At 66.1% G+C, this 19517-nt stretch carries 13 protein-coding genes; 4 read left to right on the top strand and 9 right to left on the bottom strand.

Going from position 1 to position 19517, the window contains the following annotated elements:
* Positions 1 to 106 precede the first annotated feature (106 nt).
* Positions 107 to 1996 carry a tRNA uridine-5-carboxymethylaminomethyl(34) synthesis enzyme MnmG gene (gene mnmG, locus B5X78_RS09710; protein ID WP_079724195.1) on the top strand — a complete coding sequence of 630 codons (1890 nt, stop codon included), beginning with the start codon at positions 107 to 109 and terminating at the stop codon, positions 1994 to 1996.
* Between the two features lie 46 nt (positions 1997 to 2042).
* Positions 2043 to 2864, top strand: coding sequence for a nucleotidyltransferase domain-containing protein (locus tag B5X78_RS09715; protein WP_079724196.1), 822 nt, complete (start codon positions 2043 to 2045; stop codon positions 2862 to 2864).
* A gap of 47 nt (positions 2865 to 2911) precedes the next feature.
* On the opposite strand, the gene B5X78_RS09720 is transcribed toward B5X78_RS09715, so the two are convergent.
* The 7 genes from B5X78_RS09720 to glyQ all read right to left on the bottom strand — a co-directional run bounded on the left by B5X78_RS09720 (position 2912) and on the right by glyQ (position 15808).
* Positions 2912 to 5074, bottom strand: coding sequence for a S46 family peptidase (locus B5X78_RS09720; RefSeq protein ID WP_079724197.1), 2163 nt, complete (start codon positions 5072 to 5074; stop codon positions 2912 to 2914).
* A 107-nt stretch (positions 5075 to 5181) separates the two neighbouring features.
* On the bottom strand, positions 5182 to 6267 hold the full coding sequence (locus B5X78_RS09725) for a winged helix DNA-binding domain-containing protein (protein WP_079724198.1): 1086 nt from the start codon (positions 6265 to 6267) through the stop codon (positions 5182 to 5184).
* Complete coding sequence (locus B5X78_RS09730; protein ID WP_079724199.1) at positions 6267 to 7019, bottom strand: SIMPL domain-containing protein; 753 nt, start codon at positions 7017 to 7019, stop codon at positions 6267 to 6269. Before B5X78_RS09730 ends, B5X78_RS09725 begins: the two co-directional genes overlap by 1 nt.
* A 30-nt stretch (positions 7020 to 7049) precedes the next feature.
* On the bottom strand, positions 7050 to 10853 hold the full coding sequence (locus B5X78_RS09735; RefSeq protein ID WP_079724200.1) for a translocation/assembly module TamB domain-containing protein: 3804 nt from the start codon (positions 10851 to 10853) through the stop codon (positions 7050 to 7052).
* On the bottom strand, positions 10850 to 12703 hold the full coding sequence (locus B5X78_RS09740; protein WP_079724201.1) for an autotransporter assembly complex protein TamA: 1854 nt from the start codon (positions 12701 to 12703) through the stop codon (positions 10850 to 10852). Before B5X78_RS09740 ends, B5X78_RS09735 begins: the two co-directional genes overlap by 4 nt.
* A gap of 112 nt (positions 12704 to 12815) precedes the next feature.
* Positions 12816 to 14891 (bottom strand): glycine--tRNA ligase subunit beta, encoded by a 2076-nt coding sequence (glyS, locus tag B5X78_RS09745; protein ID WP_079724202.1) that lies wholly within the window; start codon positions 14889 to 14891, stop codon positions 12816 to 12818.
* A 2-nt stretch (positions 14892 to 14893) separates the two neighbouring features.
* Complete coding sequence (gene glyQ / locus B5X78_RS09750) at positions 14894 to 15808, bottom strand: glycine--tRNA ligase subunit alpha (protein WP_079724203.1); 915 nt, start codon at positions 15806 to 15808, stop codon at positions 14894 to 14896.
* Between the two features lie 91 nt (positions 15809 to 15899).
* Between glyQ and B5X78_RS09755 the strand changes: the two genes are divergently transcribed.
* Both B5X78_RS09755 and B5X78_RS09760 read left to right on the top strand, forming a co-directional pair.
* Positions 15900 to 16622: a glutamine amidotransferase gene (locus B5X78_RS09755; RefSeq protein ID WP_079724495.1), complete on the top strand. Its 723-nt coding sequence runs from the start codon at positions 15900 to 15902 to the stop codon at positions 16620 to 16622.
* A 22-nt stretch (positions 16623 to 16644) separates the two neighbouring features.
* Entirely contained in the window at positions 16645 to 17547 is a 903-nt protein-coding gene (locus B5X78_RS09760) for a BPSS1780 family membrane protein (protein ID WP_079724204.1), read from the top strand.
* A gap of 18 nt (positions 17548 to 17565) precedes the next feature.
* On the opposite strand, the gene zapE is transcribed toward B5X78_RS09760, so the two are convergent.
* Both zapE and B5X78_RS09770 read right to left on the bottom strand, forming a co-directional pair.
* Positions 17566 to 18714 carry a cell division protein ZapE gene (gene zapE / locus B5X78_RS09765; protein ID WP_079724496.1) on the bottom strand — a complete coding sequence of 383 codons (1149 nt, stop codon included), beginning with the start codon at positions 18712 to 18714 and terminating at the stop codon, positions 17566 to 17568.
* Entirely contained in the window at positions 18714 to 19373 is a 660-nt protein-coding gene (locus B5X78_RS09770) for an alpha/beta hydrolase (RefSeq protein WP_079724205.1), read from the bottom strand. Before B5X78_RS09770 ends, zapE begins: the two co-directional genes overlap by 1 nt.
* Positions 19374 to 19517 lie beyond the last annotated feature (144 nt).

Below are 19517 nucleotides of genomic sequence, written 5' to 3' on the forward strand. Positions count from 1 at the left end.
CGGGTGCCTCGGAGATATCGCAGGAAGCGTGCCAACTTTGGCGACCGGTCCGGAACCGGCGCCCCGCTGACATGGCCGCAGGCCAAGAGACCTTGTCCCAAAGAACATGAGCCAGGACTTTTACCGCTACGACGTCATCATCATTGGCGGCGGCCACGCCGGCACCGAAGCCGCGCTGGCCTCGGCCCGCGCCGGCGCGCGCACACTGCTGTTGACCCACAACGTCGAAACCGTCGGCGCGATGAGCTGCAACCCGGCCATCGGCGGCATCGGCAAGGGCCACCTGGTCAAGGAGATCGATGCCCTGGGCGGGGTCATGGCGCGTGCCGCCGATCGCGCCGGCATCCAGTGGCGCACCTTGAATGCATCCAAGGGGCCGGCCGTGCGCGCCACCCGCTGCCAGGCCGACCGCACTCTCTATCGCCTGGCCATCCGCCACGCCGTCGAAGCCCAGCCCAACCTCACCGTGTTCCAGTCGGCAGTCGATGACCTGATTCTGGAAGGCGAAGTCGTGCGCGGCGCCGTCACCCAGACCGGCCTGCGCTTCCATGCCCAGGCCGTGGTGCTGACCGCGGGCACCTTCCTGGCCGGCAAGATCCATGTCGGCGAAACCCAATACGCCGCTGGCCGCGCCGGCGATCCGCCGGCGACCGCGCTGGCGCACAAGCTGCGCGAAGGCCGCTTCGTGGTGGATCGCCTGAAGACCGGCACGCCGCCGCGCATCGATGGCCGCACGCTCGATTACTCGGTGATGGAAGAGCAGCCCGGCGACACGCCGATGCCGGTGATGTCGTTCCTGGGCGAGGTGGCCGATCACCCGGCGCAGGTGTCGTGCTGGATCACCCACACCAGCGAGCGCACCCACGAGATCATCCGCAATGCGCTGCATCGATCGCCGCTGTACACCGGCCAGATCGAAGGCATCGGCCCGCGCTATTGCCCGTCGATCGAGGACAAGGTGGTGCGCTTCGCCGAAAAGGCCAGCCACCAGATTTTCGTCGAGCCCGAAGGCCTGGAGGTGGTGGAGATCTATCCCAACGGCATCTCCACCTCGCTGCCGTTCGACGTGCAGCTGGATCTGGTGCGCAGCATCCGCGGTTTCGAGCAGGCGCATATCACCCGCGCCGGTTACGCGATCGAATACGACTTCTTCGATCCGCGCGGCCTCAAGGCTTCGCTGGAAACCAAGGCGGTGTCCGGCCTGTTCTTCGCCGGCCAGATCAACGGCACCACCGGTTACGAGGAAGCCGCCGCGCAGGGCCTGATCGCCGGCCTCAACGCCGCCCGCCATGTACAGGGCCAGCCGGCCTGGTCGCCGCGTCGCGATGAGGCCTATATCGGTGTGCTGATCGATGATCTGATCACCCACGGCACCAACGAGCCGTACCGCATGTTCACCAGCCGCGCCGAGTACCGGCTGCAGCTGCGCGAGGACAACGCCGACCTGCGCCTGACCGAAACCGGTCGCGAACTGGGCCTGGTGGACGAGGATCGCTGGCAGCGCTTCAGCGCCAAGCGCGAAGCGGTGAGCCGCGAAACCGATCGCCTGCGCGCGCTCTGGGCCACGCCCAACAACGCGCTCGGCCGCGATCTGGAGGCCACCCTGGGCGTGGCGGTAAGCCGCGAGACCAACGTTCTGGATCTGATCAAGCGACCGGAACTGGATTACGCCCAGTTGATGCAGGTGCCGTCCTTCGGCCCCGCTGTCGACGACGCCAAGGTGGCAGAGCAGGTCGAGATTGGCGTCAAGTACGCCGGCTATCTGGATCGCCAGCGCGAGGAAATCGAACGCCAGCAGCGCAACGAAGCCACGCCCATACCGGAAGGTTTCGACTTTGCCGGCGTGCATGGCCTGTCCGCCGAAGCGCAGCAGAAACTCAGCCGCGTGCAGCCGCAGACGGTGGGCCAGGCGCAGCGGATTCCGGGCATGACGCCCGCCGCCATCTCGCTGCTGCTGGTGCACCTGACGCGCGCCAGACGCGCACAGGTGGCGTGAACGCTATGCTGTAAGCGCGCAGCACGCGCGTCGTTCCAGGGAAGGCATGAACATCGAGAATCCGGATATCCACCCCATCGCACCCGAGATGCGGGCAGCCGTGCAATCGGCCCTGGATGGCATAGAGCAAAGGCATGACGTGCGCATCGTGTTTGCGTGCGAATCCGGCAGCCGTGGCTGGGGCTTCTCATCGCCCGATAGCGACTACGATGCCCGCTTCGTCTATGTGCATTCGTTGCCCTGGTATCTCTCGGTCAATGAACGCACTGGCCCCGGGCAGCCGCAACGCGATGTCATCGAACTGCCAATCGATTCGGAGCTGGATGTCAGCGGCTGGGATCTGCGCAAGGCGCTGAGGCTTCTGGCCAAGTCCAACCCGACTCTGTCGGAGTGGCTGCGCTCGCCCATCGTCTACCGCAGCGACGAGAAGATTGCACCGCGACTGCATGAGCTTGCCGAGGCCTGCTACTCGCGCGTCGCGGCCTGGCACCACTACCACAGCATGGCCAAGTTGAACTTCCGCGGCTATCTGCGCGGCGAGCGAATCCGCACCAAGAAATACCTGTACGTGCTGCGGCCCATCCTCGCCTGCCGCTGGATCGAACAGGAGAGCCTGCCGCCACCCATGGCGTTCGAGGATCTGCTTGATCGCTTGCTGCCCATCGGATCGTTGCGCGACGCAATCGATGCCCTGCTGGCGGTCAAGCGCGTCAGTCGCGAAGTGGAGGATGGACCGCGCATTCCGGAGATCAGCGCGTACATCGAACGCGAACTGGCGATGATGGAAGCGAACCACCCGCGAATACCGGCGCGTGAGCCGCTGGATGATCGTCTTGATGCATTCCTGCGCGAGATTCTGCTTGCCTGACGCAACAGCTGGGAGCAGCTGATGCCGCTCCTCTGCCGTTTGCCGGCTTACTCCGCCGGCAGATTCAATTCCTTGAGCAGCTGCGGCGCCGGCTGTACCTTGGCCAGCAACCAGCGCAGGTAGCGCATGTCCACGTGCACGGCGCGCTTGTAGCGCGGGTCGAACATCCAGCTCGCGCTCACCGATTCCCAGTTGCTGTCGAAGTTCAGGCCAATCAACTCGCCGCGCGCATTCAACACCGGTGAGCCGGAGTTGCCGCCGGTGGTGTCCAGGTTGGTCAGGAAGTTGACCGTCTGCGTCTTCAACACGGGATCGGCGGTGCTGCCGAAGTCGCCCTTGGCGATCGCGGCCAGCAAGGGCTTGGGTGCGTCGAACGGAACCACGCCGGTGTTCTTCTCGACGATGCCGGCTACCGTGGTCACCGGCGAGTAGGTCACGCTGTCGCGTGGATGCAGCGCTTCCACCGTGCCATAGCTGACGCGCAGCGTGCTGTTGGCATCCGGAAAGATCGAGCGGCCCTGGCTGCGGTAGTAACCCATCAACGCCTGCATGTAGGCCGGGCGCAGGCGCAGCAGATCACCTTCGCGCTGCTTGCCTTGCTCTTCCTTGCGCAGGAACGCCGGCTGCAGCTGCGCGGCCAGGGCCAGCAGGGGATCGTCCGACTGCTGAATCGTCGCGGGATCGGCTTTCAGCAAGGCCAATCGGGTAGCTTCGTCGCCCAACCGGGTGCCGGAGTAAACCCGCTCCAGCGTCGCCGCCAGGCTGGCGGCGTCGCGACCAAACGCAGCGTCGAACTCGGGCAGGCGCTGCGCATCGGGGAGCTTCTGGTAGCGGCCCAGCAGTTCGGTCAGCAGGGCGCGCTCCATGCCGGCGTCGTAGCGACGCTGCACCTGCTTGAACTGGCCTTCGATCAAGGCGAGATCGCGATCCTGGTAACCGGATTCGCGCTGGGCATCCGGCTTGCCGCGCTCCTGCGCCCAACGCTGCGCGGTCAGCGCGGTCTTGAACAACTGGGTCTGCAGCGGCAGCAGGTTGAGCAGCAGATCGCGCTCGCGCATGGCGCTGGCGCCATCCAGCAGAGCCTGCGCCTGGTCGATGTTGGCGCGGGTGGCCTTGGCATCGCCACCGGACTTGGCCAGCCAGGCATACATCGCCTGCTGCGCATCGGCGCGCACCTGGATGGCGTTGGAGCGGCGCAGGCCTTCCAGCTCGCCGCTGAAACGCTTGCTGCTGTTCTTCAGGCTGGACAGTTGGCTGGCGTACTTCACGCCGGCGGCAGGATCGGTCTTGCCGCGCTGCTGCACGATGTCGATCAAGTCATTGAGCACTTCCACCGAAGCGGGCAGGCCCCACTCGATGCGCTCCTTGAACTCGCTGGCGAAGCGGTGGCGATAGGTCACGCCCGGATAACCGGCGAGCATGGCGAAGTCGCCTTCCTTCGGGCCATCGGTGGCGATCTGCAGATGTGCGGGTGCGCGGTAGGGCACGTTGTCCGGGCTGTACGCGGCCGGCTTGCCATCCTTGCCCACGTAGGCGCGCAGCAGGGTGAAGTCGCCGGTGTGGCGCGGCCACATGAAGTTGTCGATTTCGTCGCCGTAGTTGCCGATGGCGCGCGGCGGTGCGTAGACCAGGCGGATGTCGCGCAGTTCCAGTTGCTTGATGCGGTAGAAGTCGGCGCCGTAGTACATCGTTGCCACGCTGCAGCGCATGCCGGCTTCCTGCTCGCACTCGCTGACGATGCGCTTGTTGGTGGCTTCCACCGCATCGTAGTAGGCGCGGCCGGTCTTGCCCTGCGCCGCCTGCAGCACCTGATCGGTGACGCGATCGAAGCCGACCGTGACCAGCACGCGATAGTCCGGATTGGCCGGCAGTTCGCTGGCGCGATCCGCTGCCGTGTAACCCTCGTCGATGAGGTTCTTCTCCGGCTTGGAGTTGTACTGGATCACCCCGTAAGCCACGTGGTGGTTGGTCAACACCAGGCCATCGGGCGAAACAAACGCGCCGGTGGCGCCGCCCACCTTGACCACCGCATTGAGCGGCGGCCGGGTCAGATCCGCCAGGCTTGCGGGATCGCCTTCAAAGCCGGCCTCGCGCAGCGGCTTGGCCAACTCCGGCAACTGCGAGGGCATCCACATGCCTTCGTAGGCATGGGCGGGCAGGGCCAGGGCGATGCCCAGGGCAAGCAGTGAAAGCGGAGTGCGCGAAGTCATCGGCGGCGTTTTCCGTAGGCGAGTCAGCCTGCGACCTTAGCGGCCCGCAACCAGCGCGGCAATTGCGCCTTGGATACTTGTGCGCCGTTGCGTGATGGTGTGGGCGATCAGGTGTCGAGCTGAACGGGCAGGCCGAGGAAGCGGCCATAGTCCCTGGCGGCGCGGGCGATGGCCTTGCGCTCGCTGGCGTTGAGAGCGCGCAGTGGCGCGAGGGTGATGTCGACGCGATCCTTGCGCAGCTCGCGCTTCCAGGTCGCCGCCACGCGGCCGCCGATGATCACCGTGGGATTGAACAGGCCATTGGCGCAGACCACGCGGCGATGATGCTGTGGCGGGATCATCGGTGCGCGATCCGCATAACCGACCAGGTATTCATCGAAGGCGGGCAACAGGTAGATAGCGGGTTTGGCTTCGGCCAGACCGCGTTCGACGAAGGCATACTCGACCCCGTCGTGCTGCAGCGTTTCCAGATCAGATCTCGCCAGATCCCACGCGCGCTGGGCATCGCTCAAGGTCAGGCCCGACCACCAGGCCAGATCCCGCACGCTGGCCGGACCGTGGCCGGCGACATAGCGGCGCGCGAGCATGGCCAGGGCTTCGTCGCGATCCAGCGTCGGCTGCGGCGCCAGCCACTCATCCAGCAGCACGAAGGTAGGTTGTTTGCCTTCGCGCGGGCCCTGGCAGATCAATCCCTCATGCGCGAGTCGGCCGAGGATCTGCAAGCCGCGCGGGCCGGCGATGTCGATGCCGCGCGCGGCCAGAGCGGCGTACAGGGTCGGCCGCGACAATGCACGTCCGCCCTCCAGTACGCGAACGACAGCGTCTCGACACCGCCCCAGGGCCTGTTCGTGCAGTCCGAAATCGCGCTCGATGCGGGCGCGGTCCAGGCCAATGATGCGCGCAGCCATCAACGACAGCATCCAGCGCAGGTCTTCGGCGGCGACCAGATGCAGAGTGCCGCGCATCGGCCAGCTGCGGACGATCAGGCGATCGCGTACGGCGCGCTCCACGGTGGCTTCGTCCGCGTCGCGCGTGCGCAATCCCAGCGCCCACAGCGAGGCGTAGTGATCTTGCGCCTGCACAGCGAGCAGGTGACGCACGCTTTCCAGCACGCTACCGCCCAGCGACTGGCTGACGCCTTGCGTTGCCAGGCGCCGGGCCAGCAGCGAAGACGCGGCGGACGTCCTGGCCATCAGCGCTTCACGTCGAACACCACCTGCACGGTCTCGACGAACTCAACGCTGGGTCGCAGGTACACGCCTTCCGAACGGCGACGGGATCCCGAGACCGTAACGGCATCCAAGGTCGCGCCATAGCGATCGGGACTTTGCGAATTGACGCTGCCAATGCTGTAGATCGGACCCAGCGTGGCGCCAAAGTGCTTGACGCTGGCACTGGCCTTGCTGCGTGCATTTTCCGCCGCCATGGCACGCGCCTGCTCGCGCAGCTGTTCGGCTTGCGAGGATTCAAAATCCACACCGCCAAACCCGCTGGCGCCTGCGGCCAGGCCGGCATCGATCAACTGGTTCACCCGGCCGATGTCCTTGAGCACCACGGTCACGCGACGCGAAGCCTCGTAACCGTTGCTGATGCGCCTGCCGCTATTGCTGTAGTCGATGTCTTCCGAGGCGCTGAGTTCGCTGGCGGTGACATCGGCATCCTCGATTCCGAATCCCGGCAGCAAGGCCAGCACTTTGTTGACGGCGTTGTCGACGCTCTGCTTGGCAGGCAGTACCTGGGCGTTTCGACTCTCGAACTCGAAGACCAGGCGGACTTGATCCGGCTTCGCACTTACCTTGCCTTCGCCGGACACCGAAATATGCGGCCCGTCCGGCAGCGCCGTACCGGCCCACGCCGTGCCGGCCAATCCCATCGTCAACACCATCGCCCCTGTCACCATCGCTGCCGACAGCGCGCCGGCACTTCCCTGCAACTTCCTGCCCATACACGTCCCCTTTGTGTGATGGCGCGTGGCTTATTTTTCCTTGCGCCAGTTGATGGAACCGCGAGTCTCGATGGTACTGGACTCGATTTCCGCATCGAAGCCCTTGCGCAGCAGGTACTTCAGCGTGACCACCGAGCCGGCGCCGACCATGGACACGCCATAGCTCACGTACAACTTGGGCGAGAGGTACTTGCCCACGCCAAACACCGAACCACCGAGCGTGCGCGATTCCAGCACGCCGGCATCATCCAGACCTATCTTGGCGCCCAGCTGCGAGGCGAGCAGACCGGCGCCGGCCGACAAAGCCGACGAGGCCGCGTTGATGCGCTGCGATTCGTCGGTGCTGGTCGAGCCCAGCGGACGACCCAGGACCAGGTACGACAGGGCCTCGGATTCGGACGAAGCCGGATCCGACCAGACCTTGGCGCGCGGTGCGCTGGCGCGGCCAGTCACATCGATGCCCGCGGTGACATTGGCGCTGACCACCTCGCGCTGGGCGCGGATGTTGATGCGCGGATCACTGACCTCGTTGTTGCTCCAGGTCAGTTCGCCGCGGGTGATCACCAGTTTCTGGCCATAAGCCTCGTAGCGACCGTCCACATCCAGTCGGCCAGTAGCGACCATGTCGCGACCCGGGCGTGAGCGCACCTGCATCTGGCCGGTGATCGTGCCTTCCAGGCCATAGCCGGTCAGTGCCACTGCGTCACCCAGGGCGATGCCCAGATCCAGGTCCAGGCGTGAGCTGGGCGCGCGCTCCGGATCGGCCGGGTCCAGCACCACCACGTCTTCGGACGCGGACACGCCGTCGTCGAGCTTCTCGACATTGATGGTCGCCGACGGCACGGTCACGTTGCCGCGCACCTGGATGGTGTTGTCGGCAAAGCCCACCTGGATGTTCGGTGATGCGATGGCTTTCAGGTCGGGCGTATTGGCGACCATCACGTTGTTGCCCGACACATTGAACCGCAGCGGCGTGGTGTCGTTGTTCCAGCCCAGGCTGCCGTCGACTTTCAACACGCCTTCGCCGGACTTGACCGTTCCGTTGATGCTGGCGCTGCCGTCGGCCAGCGCGACCAGGCGCACCGTGCCTTCGGACAGGGTGATGCCCAGCGACGGCAGTTCGCCGGTGAATTCGGTCAGGTCGGCCTCGCCACTTAATGCCGGCCGGCCACGCGTGCCGGCCAGGCCGATATGGCCCGCCAGCTGTCCACGCGGGCGCACCAGATCCGGCGAGAACAGTTCCAGCCAGAACAGACGCGAATTGTGGAAGTACAGATCGCCCTTCAACGGCGAGAACTCGTCCCAACCGGTATCGACGGTGGCATCGACATAGCCGTTGCCCTTGAAGCCGGTGCCCAGGCGCGCATGGATGCGCTGCGGATTGAAGTCGGCATCGAAGGTGAAGTTGTCGTAGACAATCAACTCGCCGCGCGCGTTGTTGCCGAGCTTCAAGCCGCCTTCCAGCGAGGCGATGTGGATCTTGCCCTCGAAGGCCTTGCCGCGCGGCCGCAGGTTGGCGTCGATGGCGACCACGCCGCGCAAAGTGATCGGGCGACCGCTGTTCTCGGGCAGCCACGGATGGATCAAGGTCAGCGGCAGCGCATCGGCATGCACCACCAGCCCTTGTCTTGGCCAATCCGCGCGCGCACACAGCGTATCGCCACTGGAAGCCGCCAGGCAGGCATCGCTGAGGGTCCAGTTGCTGCCGCGCTGGCTGAAACGCGCGGACTCGCGCAGGCTCCACGGTCCGCCCTTGGAGGGCGCAATGCGCAGGGTATCGAGCGTGCCTTGCCAGTTCTCGCCACGGCGTTGCGCGGTGCCGGACAGCGCGACCGCGCCCATGTCGTTGCGTGCATTGCCATCCACGCGCAGGTTCTCGACCGCGCCGCGTGCATCCAGGCGCAGTTCGTCCAGCACCATGCCCACGTTGACCGCGCTGGCGCGTACCGCCAGTTCGCCATTGCCGTTGCGCCAGGGCAGGCGACCGCGCAGGCTCAGCTGCCCGGCGCTGTAGTCGTCCCAGCGCAGCGCATTGCCAGTGAGGTTGGCATCGATGTTGGGCGCGGTGCGCGCACCGGTGAGTTTGAGCGTGCCGGTCAAAGTACCGCTGCCATTCGGCGCGAGGTCGTTCAAATGCAGCGGACTGAGCGCAGCGTCGATGGCCAGCGTGTCGCCGACACGGCCCTTGGCCTGCACGCGGCTGCCGCCCAGGGTCATTGCCAGCTCGCCGTCACCGTCATTGCCATGCAGGGCGAACTTGCCACGTGCATCCACCGGACGCCCACGCAGGCGACCGGTCAGGCGCGGCAGGTCCAGCGTGGCATCGAAACCTTCGGTCTCGCGCGCCTGGCCCTTGCTGCTGAACTCGCCGGACAGATTGCCGTCCCAGTCGGCCAGGAAATAGCCCGGATCAAAGCCGGCCAGCTTGGCCTTGACGTCCCAGTCCAGCAGCGGCGTCCAGGCCACCTCGCCGCTGGCGTCGAGCGTGCCGGTCGGCATCTTCGCCTGCAGCGACTGGATGCTGGCGCGTTGATCATCGCCACTGGCGCGGAACTCCACGCTGGCGCGATCATCGGCGCGCGCCAGCCGCGCCTTGCCATTGGCCGCCCACGCCTTGAGTTGTCCGGCCACGCCCAGATCCGCATCGCCGCTGATGGCGGTGTCGGCGTTCTCACCCCAACGCAGACCGCGCGCGTTGACCGCGAACTTGAACTGCGGATTCTCGCGATCGGTGAAGTCGGCGGTGCCGCGCAGGGTGGTGACGCCTTCGAAGGCGCGTACCACCAGCGGTTGCACGGTCAATACATCATTCTTCAGCGCCACGTGCGAAGGATCTATCACCACCGAGAGATCGCCCTGCGCGACGCGACCCTGCAGACGCGCTTCACCGCGTGCGCCATCGGCGCGCAGGTCGAAGATCAGCGGGAGGCTGTCCACGGTCAGCGCAAGCGCCTGCAGGTCGAGCAATTCGGTGCGGCCGCTGAAGCGCCAGGTGGGCTCCTTGCTGCCGCGGATGGACACCGCCACCCGCAACGGCGCCGGTGCGTTGCCACCGATGCCCAGGTCCATCTTGTCGACGTTGCCGCGCGCGACCAGGCCCAGACGCGCCGGTGACTTGCCCAGCGGCGCCGGGAACACGGCCGTGACCACCACGTCGGTCAGATAGTCATTGCGCGGGGCGTAGCCGCCATGCACACGGAAGTCGCCGCGGTCGCTGTCGACGGCCAGCTTGCTGGCATGGAAATAGCCATTGCCAATATCGATGCCGCCGCGCGCGCGCCGCACGTTGATCATCGACTCGCCGGACTGCTTCACTACAAAGCCATCAATCACCAGGGAATCAGCCTGGATCGCGATGGGCATCTCGATGGCCGGCAACGACTCGGGCCAGCTTGGCAGCTCGAACGGTTCCTCGCTCTCGGGGATGTCGAGCATCGCGCCCTGGATCTCCAGCGCATCCAGGCGCAGACGACGGCCCAGCAGCGGGCGCAGATCCGGATCCAGATAGACGCGATCGGCGGTGAAGTGGATTTTGTCCCAGCGGAAATCCACGCCGCGCAGGGTCAACGGACCGGCGATCGGGCCGTCCACCTGCTTGTAGGTGAAGGACGAATTGGCCGGCAGCCGCGCCACGATCTGCGCCAGCAGCACGTCACGGCCAGCCACGGTCTGCAGCAGCCAGTACGCGGCAATCAGCACCAGCACCAGCAGCACCGCGCTGCCGATGGCGCCGCGCACCGCCAACTTGCGCATGCGTGCGCGTCGACGCGTGCGCAGTTCGGCGATACGCGCTTCGCGCTCTTCCGGCGTGATGGCTTCTTCGCGGCGGCTCATAGGCTGGTGCCGATGTTGAGGTAAATCTGGAACTGCGAGTCGGGATCGTTCAGGCCATGCGCGATGTCCAGCCGCACCGGACCCACCGGCGAGCGCCAGCGCAGACCGATGCCGATGCCGGTGCGCAGGTTGAACGATCCATCGTCGTCGCCGTCGAACGAGGTCACCCCTTCTTCGGTACTGGACGAGGCCTTGTAGCTGTTGAACGCGCTGCCGGTGTCGACAAACACCGCGCCGCCGAACTGACCGCTGTTGGGATACCACTCGTACTCGGCGCTGCCGGTCACCACGTTCTTGGCGCCCAACGCGTAGTCGCCGCTGCGCGGCCCCACTTCGCGCCAGGCATAGCCGCGGATGCTGCCGTCGCCGCCGGCGAAGAAGCGCAGTGAAGGCGGCATGTCCACCAGCGCGTTGGTATACGTGTGGCCGACCTCGCCGCGGAAGATCAACGCGCTGTTGCGACCGAACTCGCGCGACCAGCGCGCGCGGATGTGCAACTGGGCGAAGTTGGCATCGCTGCCGGCGCCTTCCACGCCACCGCGCAACACTACCGAGCCGGCCAGCTTGTCGGGACGATTGGAGCCCACCGGTGCATTGAGGTAGTCGGCCTTCAATTGCGGGTAGGTGAAGGTGGCATAGCGGTAGAGGTTGACCAGGTTGCCTTGATCATCGACCTCGGACTCGTCGTAGTAAGCCCAGCGCTCGCGCAGGGTGTGAATCGACGCCACCGCGGTCCAGTCCTCGGTGATCTGGCCGCTGCGGCTGGCGAAGAATTCGACGTGGCGCAGATCGATGTAGTCGGTCTGTTCGTCGCTGGCCTGCAGGCCGATGGCGAACCAGCCATCCAGCCATTTGAAGGCGGGGATGCGGTATTGCGAGGTCAGGATCTTGCGCTTGGTCGCATAGTCCAGCTGGGTGGATAGCTTGTGCCCACGCGAGTTGATGTAGCGCCGATCCAGGCCCAGCCGGATACCCGGTCCGCTCTCGCTGCCGTAGCTGACACCGGCGGTGTAGAGCGTGCGCTTGGCCAGGCTCAGATTGACGTCGATGGGCACCTGGCCGTCCACCGCCTTGTCTGGATTGGCCTGGATGTCGATGTTGGCGAAGTAGTCCAGGCCGAGCAGCGATTCGCGCAGGCGATCCAGCTTGCCCTGGTGGAAATAGCTGCCTTCTTCCCAGTACACCAGTTTGTCGAGCAGGCCATCGACGAAGTAGGTCTGGTGGAAGGTGGTCGGCCCCATGTCGTAGCGGATGCCACTGACCCAGGCCAGATCGACATCGGCCGCATGCTCGGCGCGTGTCACCTCGACCTTGCGCTGGGTGAAGTCGGCATCGAAGTAACCACGATCCGCCAGGCGCCGCACGATCTTCAGCTTGCTGGCCTCGTAGGTGGTGTGGTCGAAGATCTCGCCCACGCGCGGCGCGAAGTCGGCCAGGTCTTCCTTGAGATAGCGATCCTCGTGGCCCTCGCCATCGATGCTGATGCTGGAACGGCGCACCCGCACCGGCTCGCCGAGCGCGATCTGGATCACCACGGTGACGCGTTCGTCCTCGGTGGCGCCGCTGCGGCGCGCATCCACCTTGATGGTGGGCGTGTAGTAACCGAACGGTTCGAGCGCCTCGCGGGTCTGCGCTTCGGCTTCGCCGAGCAGGTACTCCAGGCGGGATTCGCCCAGGCGATCGCCGAGCACGTCGTTCAGGGAGAGGGCGACGTTGATGTTCTCCACCATCAACTCGTCTTCGATACCCTCGATCTGCACCTTGTCGATCGTCGCCGCGGCCCGGGCCAGGCCGGGGCAGGCGAGGAGCAGGATCAGGAGCAGGAGGGCGTGGGGGGGCGTCCTTGGCATGTCGGGCAGGATACCCGGCACAGGGATTTTCTGGTTAAGGTCAGATAAGGATGAGCCGTCTCACTGCCGCCCACCGCCGTGGGCGGTGAGCAGCGTGATCGCCGTCATGCGATCAGGCGGACAGATGCTCGATGGCCGCCACGGCGCGGAAGCGATCCGCCAGCCGCTTGAGCAGGGCCAGGCGGTTGGCGCGGATGGCCGGGTCTTCGGCATTGACCATCACGTTGTCGAAGAACGCATCCACCTGCGGGCGCAGCAGGGCCAGGCGATTGAGCACGCGCACGTAGTCGTGCTTGTGCAGCGCCTCGTCGGTGTCGCCCAACGCCGCTTCCACCGCCTCGGCCAATGCGCTCTCGGCCGGTTCGCTGAGCAGTGCGCGATCTTCGCCGGCGGGAATGGCGATGTCGGCCTTCTTCAGGATGTTGTTGATGCGCTTGTTGGCTGCAGCCAGAGCCTCGGCCTCCGGCAGCGTCGCAAAGGTGCCAATCGCATCCAGGCGGGTGTCGAAGTCGTACAGGGACGCGGGCTTGAGTTCGGCCACTGCATTGAAATGCGTGGCCGGTACGCCCTTGTCGGTGTAGTAGCCGCGCAGACGATCGAGGATGAAATCGAACAGCTCGCTCGCATCCGCCTGCACGTTGCGCTCGGCAAAGCCGGCGTTGGCACGGGCCAGCAACGCGCGCAGATCCAGATTGAAGCCACTCTCGATGATCGTCCGCGCCAGTCCCAGCGCATTGCGCCGCAGCGCAAACGGGTCCTTGTTGCCGGTCGGCTTCAAGCCTGCGGCAAAGCCGCCGGCCAGCGTGTCCAGGCGCTCGGCAATCGCCAGCACCTTGCCCAGCGGCGACAGCGCGATGTCATCGCCGGCGAAACGCGGCTGGTAGGCCTCGTCGATGGCCAGGGCGATGCCGCTGTCTTCGCCGGCGGCCTTGGCGTAATGGCGACCGGCGATGCCTTGCAGTTCCGGGAACTCGTTGACCATGCGTGATTGCAGGTCATTCTTCGACAGTTCGGCGGCGCGACGCGCCTGCGCGGCATCGGCGCCGACCAGCGGGGCGATGTGTTCGGCCAGCGCCGCCACGCGCGCGACCTTGTCGGCGACGCTGCCCAGCTTGGCCTGGTAGGTGACGGTCTTCAGGCCATCGCCCATCGCGACCAGGCCCTGCTTGAGATCTTCATCGAAGAAGAACTTGGCATCAGAGAAGCGCGGGCGAATCACGCGCTCGTAGCCCTTGCGCACTTCGGCCACGTTCTGCGACTCGATATTGGCGATGCCGATGAAGTGCTCGGTCAACTTGCCGCCGTCGTTGAGCACCGGGAAGAACTTCTGGTTGATCTCCATCGTCTCGATCAACGCTTCCTGCGGCACCGCCAGGAACGCCACCTCGAAACTGCACAGCACTGCGCTCGGCCATTCGGTCAGGCACACGACCTGTTCCAGATTGTCATCGGTGATGCGCGCCGAACCACCGGCCTTGGCCGCGGCCTGCTGCACTTCGGCGACGACGCGCGCGCGGCGCTCTTCGGCGTCCACCAGCACCTTGCTGGCGCGCAGCGCGTCGACGTACTCACCGGGATTACCGATCCACACCGGCTTGTCGTGCTCGAAGCGATGGCCGCGGCTCATGCGATCACTGCGCACGCCGAGCACGCCGGCGTCCACCACATCCTTGCCCAGCAACACCACCAGCCAATGCACCGGACGGGCAAAGGCGTAGTCGTGATCGCCCCAGCGCATCGGCTTGGGAATCGGCATGCCGGCCAGCGCTTCGCTGATCACCTCGGGCAGCAGTTCCGCGGTGCGCGCGCCCGGCTTGGTCGCACGATGGACGAAACGCTCGCCCTTGCCGTCGGTGGTGCGTTCCAGCTGCTGCCAGTCGATGCCGGCCTTGCTGGCAAACCCCTGCAACGCCTTGGTCGGTTCGCCGTTGGCGTCCAGCGCGATGTTCAGATACGGGCCCAGCACTTCGGACTTCTGCTCCGGCTGCTCCACGTCCACCGCGGGTAGCAGCACCGCCAGGCGACGCGGGGTGTACAGCGGCTTGGCGTCGCCGCGCTGGAAACCGACGCCGCGCTTTTCCAGCGCAGTGATCACGCCGTCGAAGAACGCCTGCGCCAGGCCGGGCAGCGCCTTGACCGGCAGTTCTTCGGTGCCCAGTTCGATCAGCAGGGATTTTTGTTCGCTCATGATCAGACGCCTGCCTTCTTCAGACCCGGGAAACCCAGCTTCTCGCGTTGTGCGTGGTAGGCCTCGGCCACCGCCTGCGCCAGCTTGCGCACGCGCAGGATGTAGCGCTGGCGTTCGGTCACCGAAATCGCCCGGCGTGCATCCAGCAGATTGAAGCTGTGCGAAGCCTTGCAGACCTGCTCGTAGGCCGGCAGCGGCAGGTTGGCGTCCACCAGCTTCAGCGCCTCGGCTTCGCAGGCGTCGAAGCGATGGAACAGCTCGGCCACGTCGGCGTATTCGAAGTTGTAGGTGCTCTGTTCCACCTCGTTCTGGTGGTAGACATCGCCGTAGGTCACCGGGCCCTGCGGACCGACCGTCCAGATCAGGTCGTAGACGTTGTCGCAGTTCTGCAGGTACATGCAGAGTCGTTCCAGGCCGTAGGTGATCTCGCCCAGCACCGGCCGGCACTCCAGGCCACCGGCCTGCTGGAAGTAGGTGAACTGGGTGACCTCCATGCCGTTGAGCCAGACTTCCCAGCCCAGGCCCCAGGCGCCCAGGGTCGGCGATTCCCAGTTGTCTTCGACGAAGCGCAGGTCATGCACGCGCGGATCGATGCCCAGCGCCTTCAACGATTCCAGATACAGCTCCTGGATGTTGTCGGGGTTGGGCTTCATCACCACCTGGTACTGGTAGTAGCGCTGCAGGCGATTGGGGTTCTCGCCGTAGCGGCCGTCGGTGGGGCGACGGCTGGGCTGCACGTAGGCGGCATTCCACGGCTCCGGGCCGAGCGCACGCAGGAAGGTGGCCGGATGGAAAGTGCCAGCGCCCACTTCCAGGTCCAGCGGCTGGATCAGCACGCAGCCCTGGGCGGCCCAATACTGGTTCAGGGTCTGGATCAGGCCCTGGAAGGTGACGGTCGGTGCGGGGGTGGCGGCCATCGGCTTATCGTGCACTGCGGAAAAGCGGGCTAGTATACGGGCGAAGCTCCCGCCCCATCTTCGTTTCCCGCCTGTGGACACCCACGCCAAAGTGCCTTTTCTAATTGTCGAGACCGGCCAGCCGGTCGCCTCGATGCGGCGCTATGGCGGCTTTCCGCACTGGATACGCGTGGCCGCGGGACTGGAAGCCGATGAAACGGTGGTCAGCAATGTCGAGCGGGGCGACGCTCTGCCGCGGCGCGAAGGCTTTGCCGGAATCATCGTCACCGGCTCGGCGGCGATGGTCACCGACCGCGCCGACTGGAGCGAACGCAGCGCCGACTGGCTGCGCAGCGCCGCCCACGAAGGCGTGCCGGTGTTGGGCATCTGCTACGGCCACCAGTTGCTGGCGCATGCGCTGGGCGGCGAAGTGGCCTACAACCCGGCCGGGCGCGAATCCGGCACGGTGACCATCGATTTGCACGATCACGCCGGACAGGATCCGCTGTTCGCGGGCCTGCCCACTCAATTTGCCGCGCACGCCACCCATGTGCAGACCGTGCTGCGTCCGCCCGAAGGGGCGACGGTGCTGGCGCGTTCGGAGCAGGATGACTGCCACGCCTTCCGCTGGCGCGAGCGCGTCTGGGGCGTGCAGTTCCATCCCGAGTTCGCCACCCACCACATGCGCGGTTACGTGCATGCGCGGGCCGATCACCTGCGCAACGAGGGCCGCTGCCCCGGCACCATCGCGCGCGGCGTGACGGCGGCGCCGCAAGCCCGCAAACTGTTGCGACGCTTTGTCAGACACGCACGCGGGCTGCAAGCGGCCCGCTGACACTTTCTCCCACGGATTTTCGATGAGCACGATCAACAAGGTGCCGGCCAGTGCCGGCGCGGAATGGCTGCTGGCTGGATTCGCTCTGCTGCGCAAGGCGCCGATCGCCCTGGGCCTGCTGCCGATCGTCTGGGGTCTGGCCTCGACCCTGCTGGTGGTGCTGGTAGCCATGACCGGGGTGACGGCGCTGTTCTACGCGGCGCAGTTCGTGCTGGTCCTGGCCGGTCCGCTGTTCTTTGCCGCCATGGTGTGGGCGGTGCGCGAAGTCGATGCCGGCCGTCCCGTGCATCCGCGCGATCTGCTGCAGCCTATCCGCGATGGCCATGCGCGCGCGCTGATCGCCACGCTGCTGCCGCAGATCGTGGCCTCGCTGGCGCTGGGCCTGCTGCTGTTGCTGATGATCGGCATGGACGAAATCAACCACCTGCTGGAGGTGTTTGAAAAGCTGCAGGCGATCGCCGCCGCCGGTGGCCAGGCCGATCCGGCGCTGATCGCCAGCCTGCCGGCGGGACGACTGCTGCTGTGGCTGCTGTTGGTGGTCGTGACCTTCGTGGCGATCAAATGGATGACCTTCATCGCCGCGCCGCAAATTCTGTTCAGTGGCGCTGATGCCTTTACCGCGATGGCCGACAGCCTGCGCGCCTGCCTGCGCAACTGGTCGGCGATGCTGGTGTTCTACCTGCTGACCGGCCTGACGATTTTCGCGGTGACCTTTGCTTCGCTGATTGTCGCGGCGGTATTGCAGCTGGTCGCAGGACCGACCGTGGCGGTGACGATCTGGCAGCTGGGCCTGCTGGCCGTGCTCACCCCGGTGCTGGCCGGCGCGATGCTGGCGGCGTGGCGGCAGATGATGCGTCCAGCGGGTGAGCCCAACGCGTCGGGTGGCCCCGCCGGTCCGGCCACCACCGCGCAGATCGAGGCTTGAATCCTCAGACCTGATTCCTCAGGCCTTGTGCTGGCTGGCCAGGTAGTCGGCGCTCTGCATTTCGATCAGCCGCGAGGCGGTGCGCTCGAATGCGCCCTGCAATCGGTGCCCGCTGTAGAGCGCCACCGGCGCGGCATCGGCGGTGCAGACCAGGTTGACGTGGCGATCGTAGAGCTCGTCGATCAGGTTGACGAAGCGCCGCGCGGCGTCCTCGTTCATTGCATCGAAGCGCGGGATGCCGCCCAGCAGCACCGTATGGAATTCGCGCGCCACCTCGATGTAGTCGGTGGTGCCACGCGGTCCTTCGCAGATCCCGGCGAAGTCGAACCAGACAATGCCCTTGCCGCGCCCGCGCACCGGCACCTTGCGGTGATCGATGACGATGTTGCCGTCGCGGCAGCTGCTGCCGGGGCTGAGTTCGTTCCAGCGTTCGTTCAACCACGCATCCGACTGCGCATCCAGCGGTGCGCGATAGACCGGCGAACGGGTCAGCGCGCGCAGGCGGTAGTCTTCCGCGCCCACCGCATGCACTTCCACGCAGTACTTCTGCAACAGCGCGATCGCCGGCAGGAAGCTGTCGCGTTGCAGGCCGTCCTTGTACAGGTTCTTCGGTGCGGTGTTGGAGCTGGTCACCAGGGTCACGCCTTCGGCGATCAAGCGCTCCAGCAGGCGGCCCAGCAACATGGCATCGCCGATGTCGGTGACGAAGAACTCGTCCAGCACCAGCACGCGCAGGCGCTCGCGCCAGTCCTGCGCCACCCGGGCCAGCGGATCGGCGTGACCGGCGTGCTCGCGCAACTGCTCATGCACGCCGCGCATGAAGCGGTGGAAGTGGGTGCGGTACTTGCCGTCGCGGCCACCGGCCTGATCCGGGTGGAACGCCTCCAGCGGCAGGCCGTCGTAGAACAGATCGATCAGGAACGTCTTGCCGCGGCCGACGCCGCCCCACAGGTACAGGCCCTTGATCGGCTCGGGCTTCTTCCAGAACGAGGACAGCCGATCCAGCCAGCCGTCCTCGCGTTCTTCCAGCAGCGCCAGATGGATGCGGTCCAGTTCGCGCAGGGCTTCGTGCTGGGCCGGATCGTCGCGCCAATGGCCCTCGGCCACGCCGCGCGCATAGGCCTGCGAGGGCGTCAACGGAGTCGGGGTGTCGCCATCGGCGGCCATCATGCGGCCGGCACGAAGGCTTTCATCGCGTGCTTGATGGCGCCACGCAGGTCCATCAGCTTGCGATGGAAGAAATGGCTGGTGTCGGACATGCGGATCAGTTCCGGCGGATCCTCGAGTGCATCGATCCAGCGATAGACCGCCTGCGGATCGACAATCTCGTCCTGCTCGCCCTGGATCACCAGCCAGGGGCAGGTGGGCAGGCTAATGGCGTCGAAATCCCAGCGACCCACTGGCGGCGCGATCGAGATCATCGCCTCGGGCTGAATGGCCTGGCAGCTGCGCAGTGCGACGTAGGCGCCGAAGCTGAAACCGGCCAGCCAGATCGGACCCGGTCGGTGCGATCGCACCCAGTCCACCACGGCCTGCAGATCCGCGGACTCGCCCACGCCCTGATCGAAGTGGCCGGCCGAGCCGCCGGTGCCGCGAAAGTTGAAGCGTACGGTGACCGCACCCAACTCGCGCAGGCTGCGCGCCGTCATCACCACCACTTTGTTGTGCATGGTGCCGCCCTCGGTGGGCAGCGGGTGGCAGATGATCGCGGTGAAGGCGCCGGCCTGGGTCGGTTCGTCCGGCCATTCGACCGAGAGTTCGAGTTCGCCGACCGGGCCGGGCAGGCTCAGGTTGGCGTTTTCGTGGGGGAAGTCCGGTATCGACATGCGCACATGATAAAGCCTGCCCTGCATGCGCCGATGTCGACGCCGCGGGAGACGGCGTCGCGCCAGCGCAATGCTGTGTATGCAATTGGTAGGCTTGTCGAGCTCATTGCTGCGGCGCACAATTCCCTACGGGCCGCATCCGGT

Origin of the sequence: Pseudoxanthomonas indica, from assembly GCF_900167565.1 — a bacterium.
Lineage (GTDB): Bacteria > Pseudomonadota > Gammaproteobacteria > Xanthomonadales > Xanthomonadaceae > Pseudoxanthomonas_A > Pseudoxanthomonas_A indica.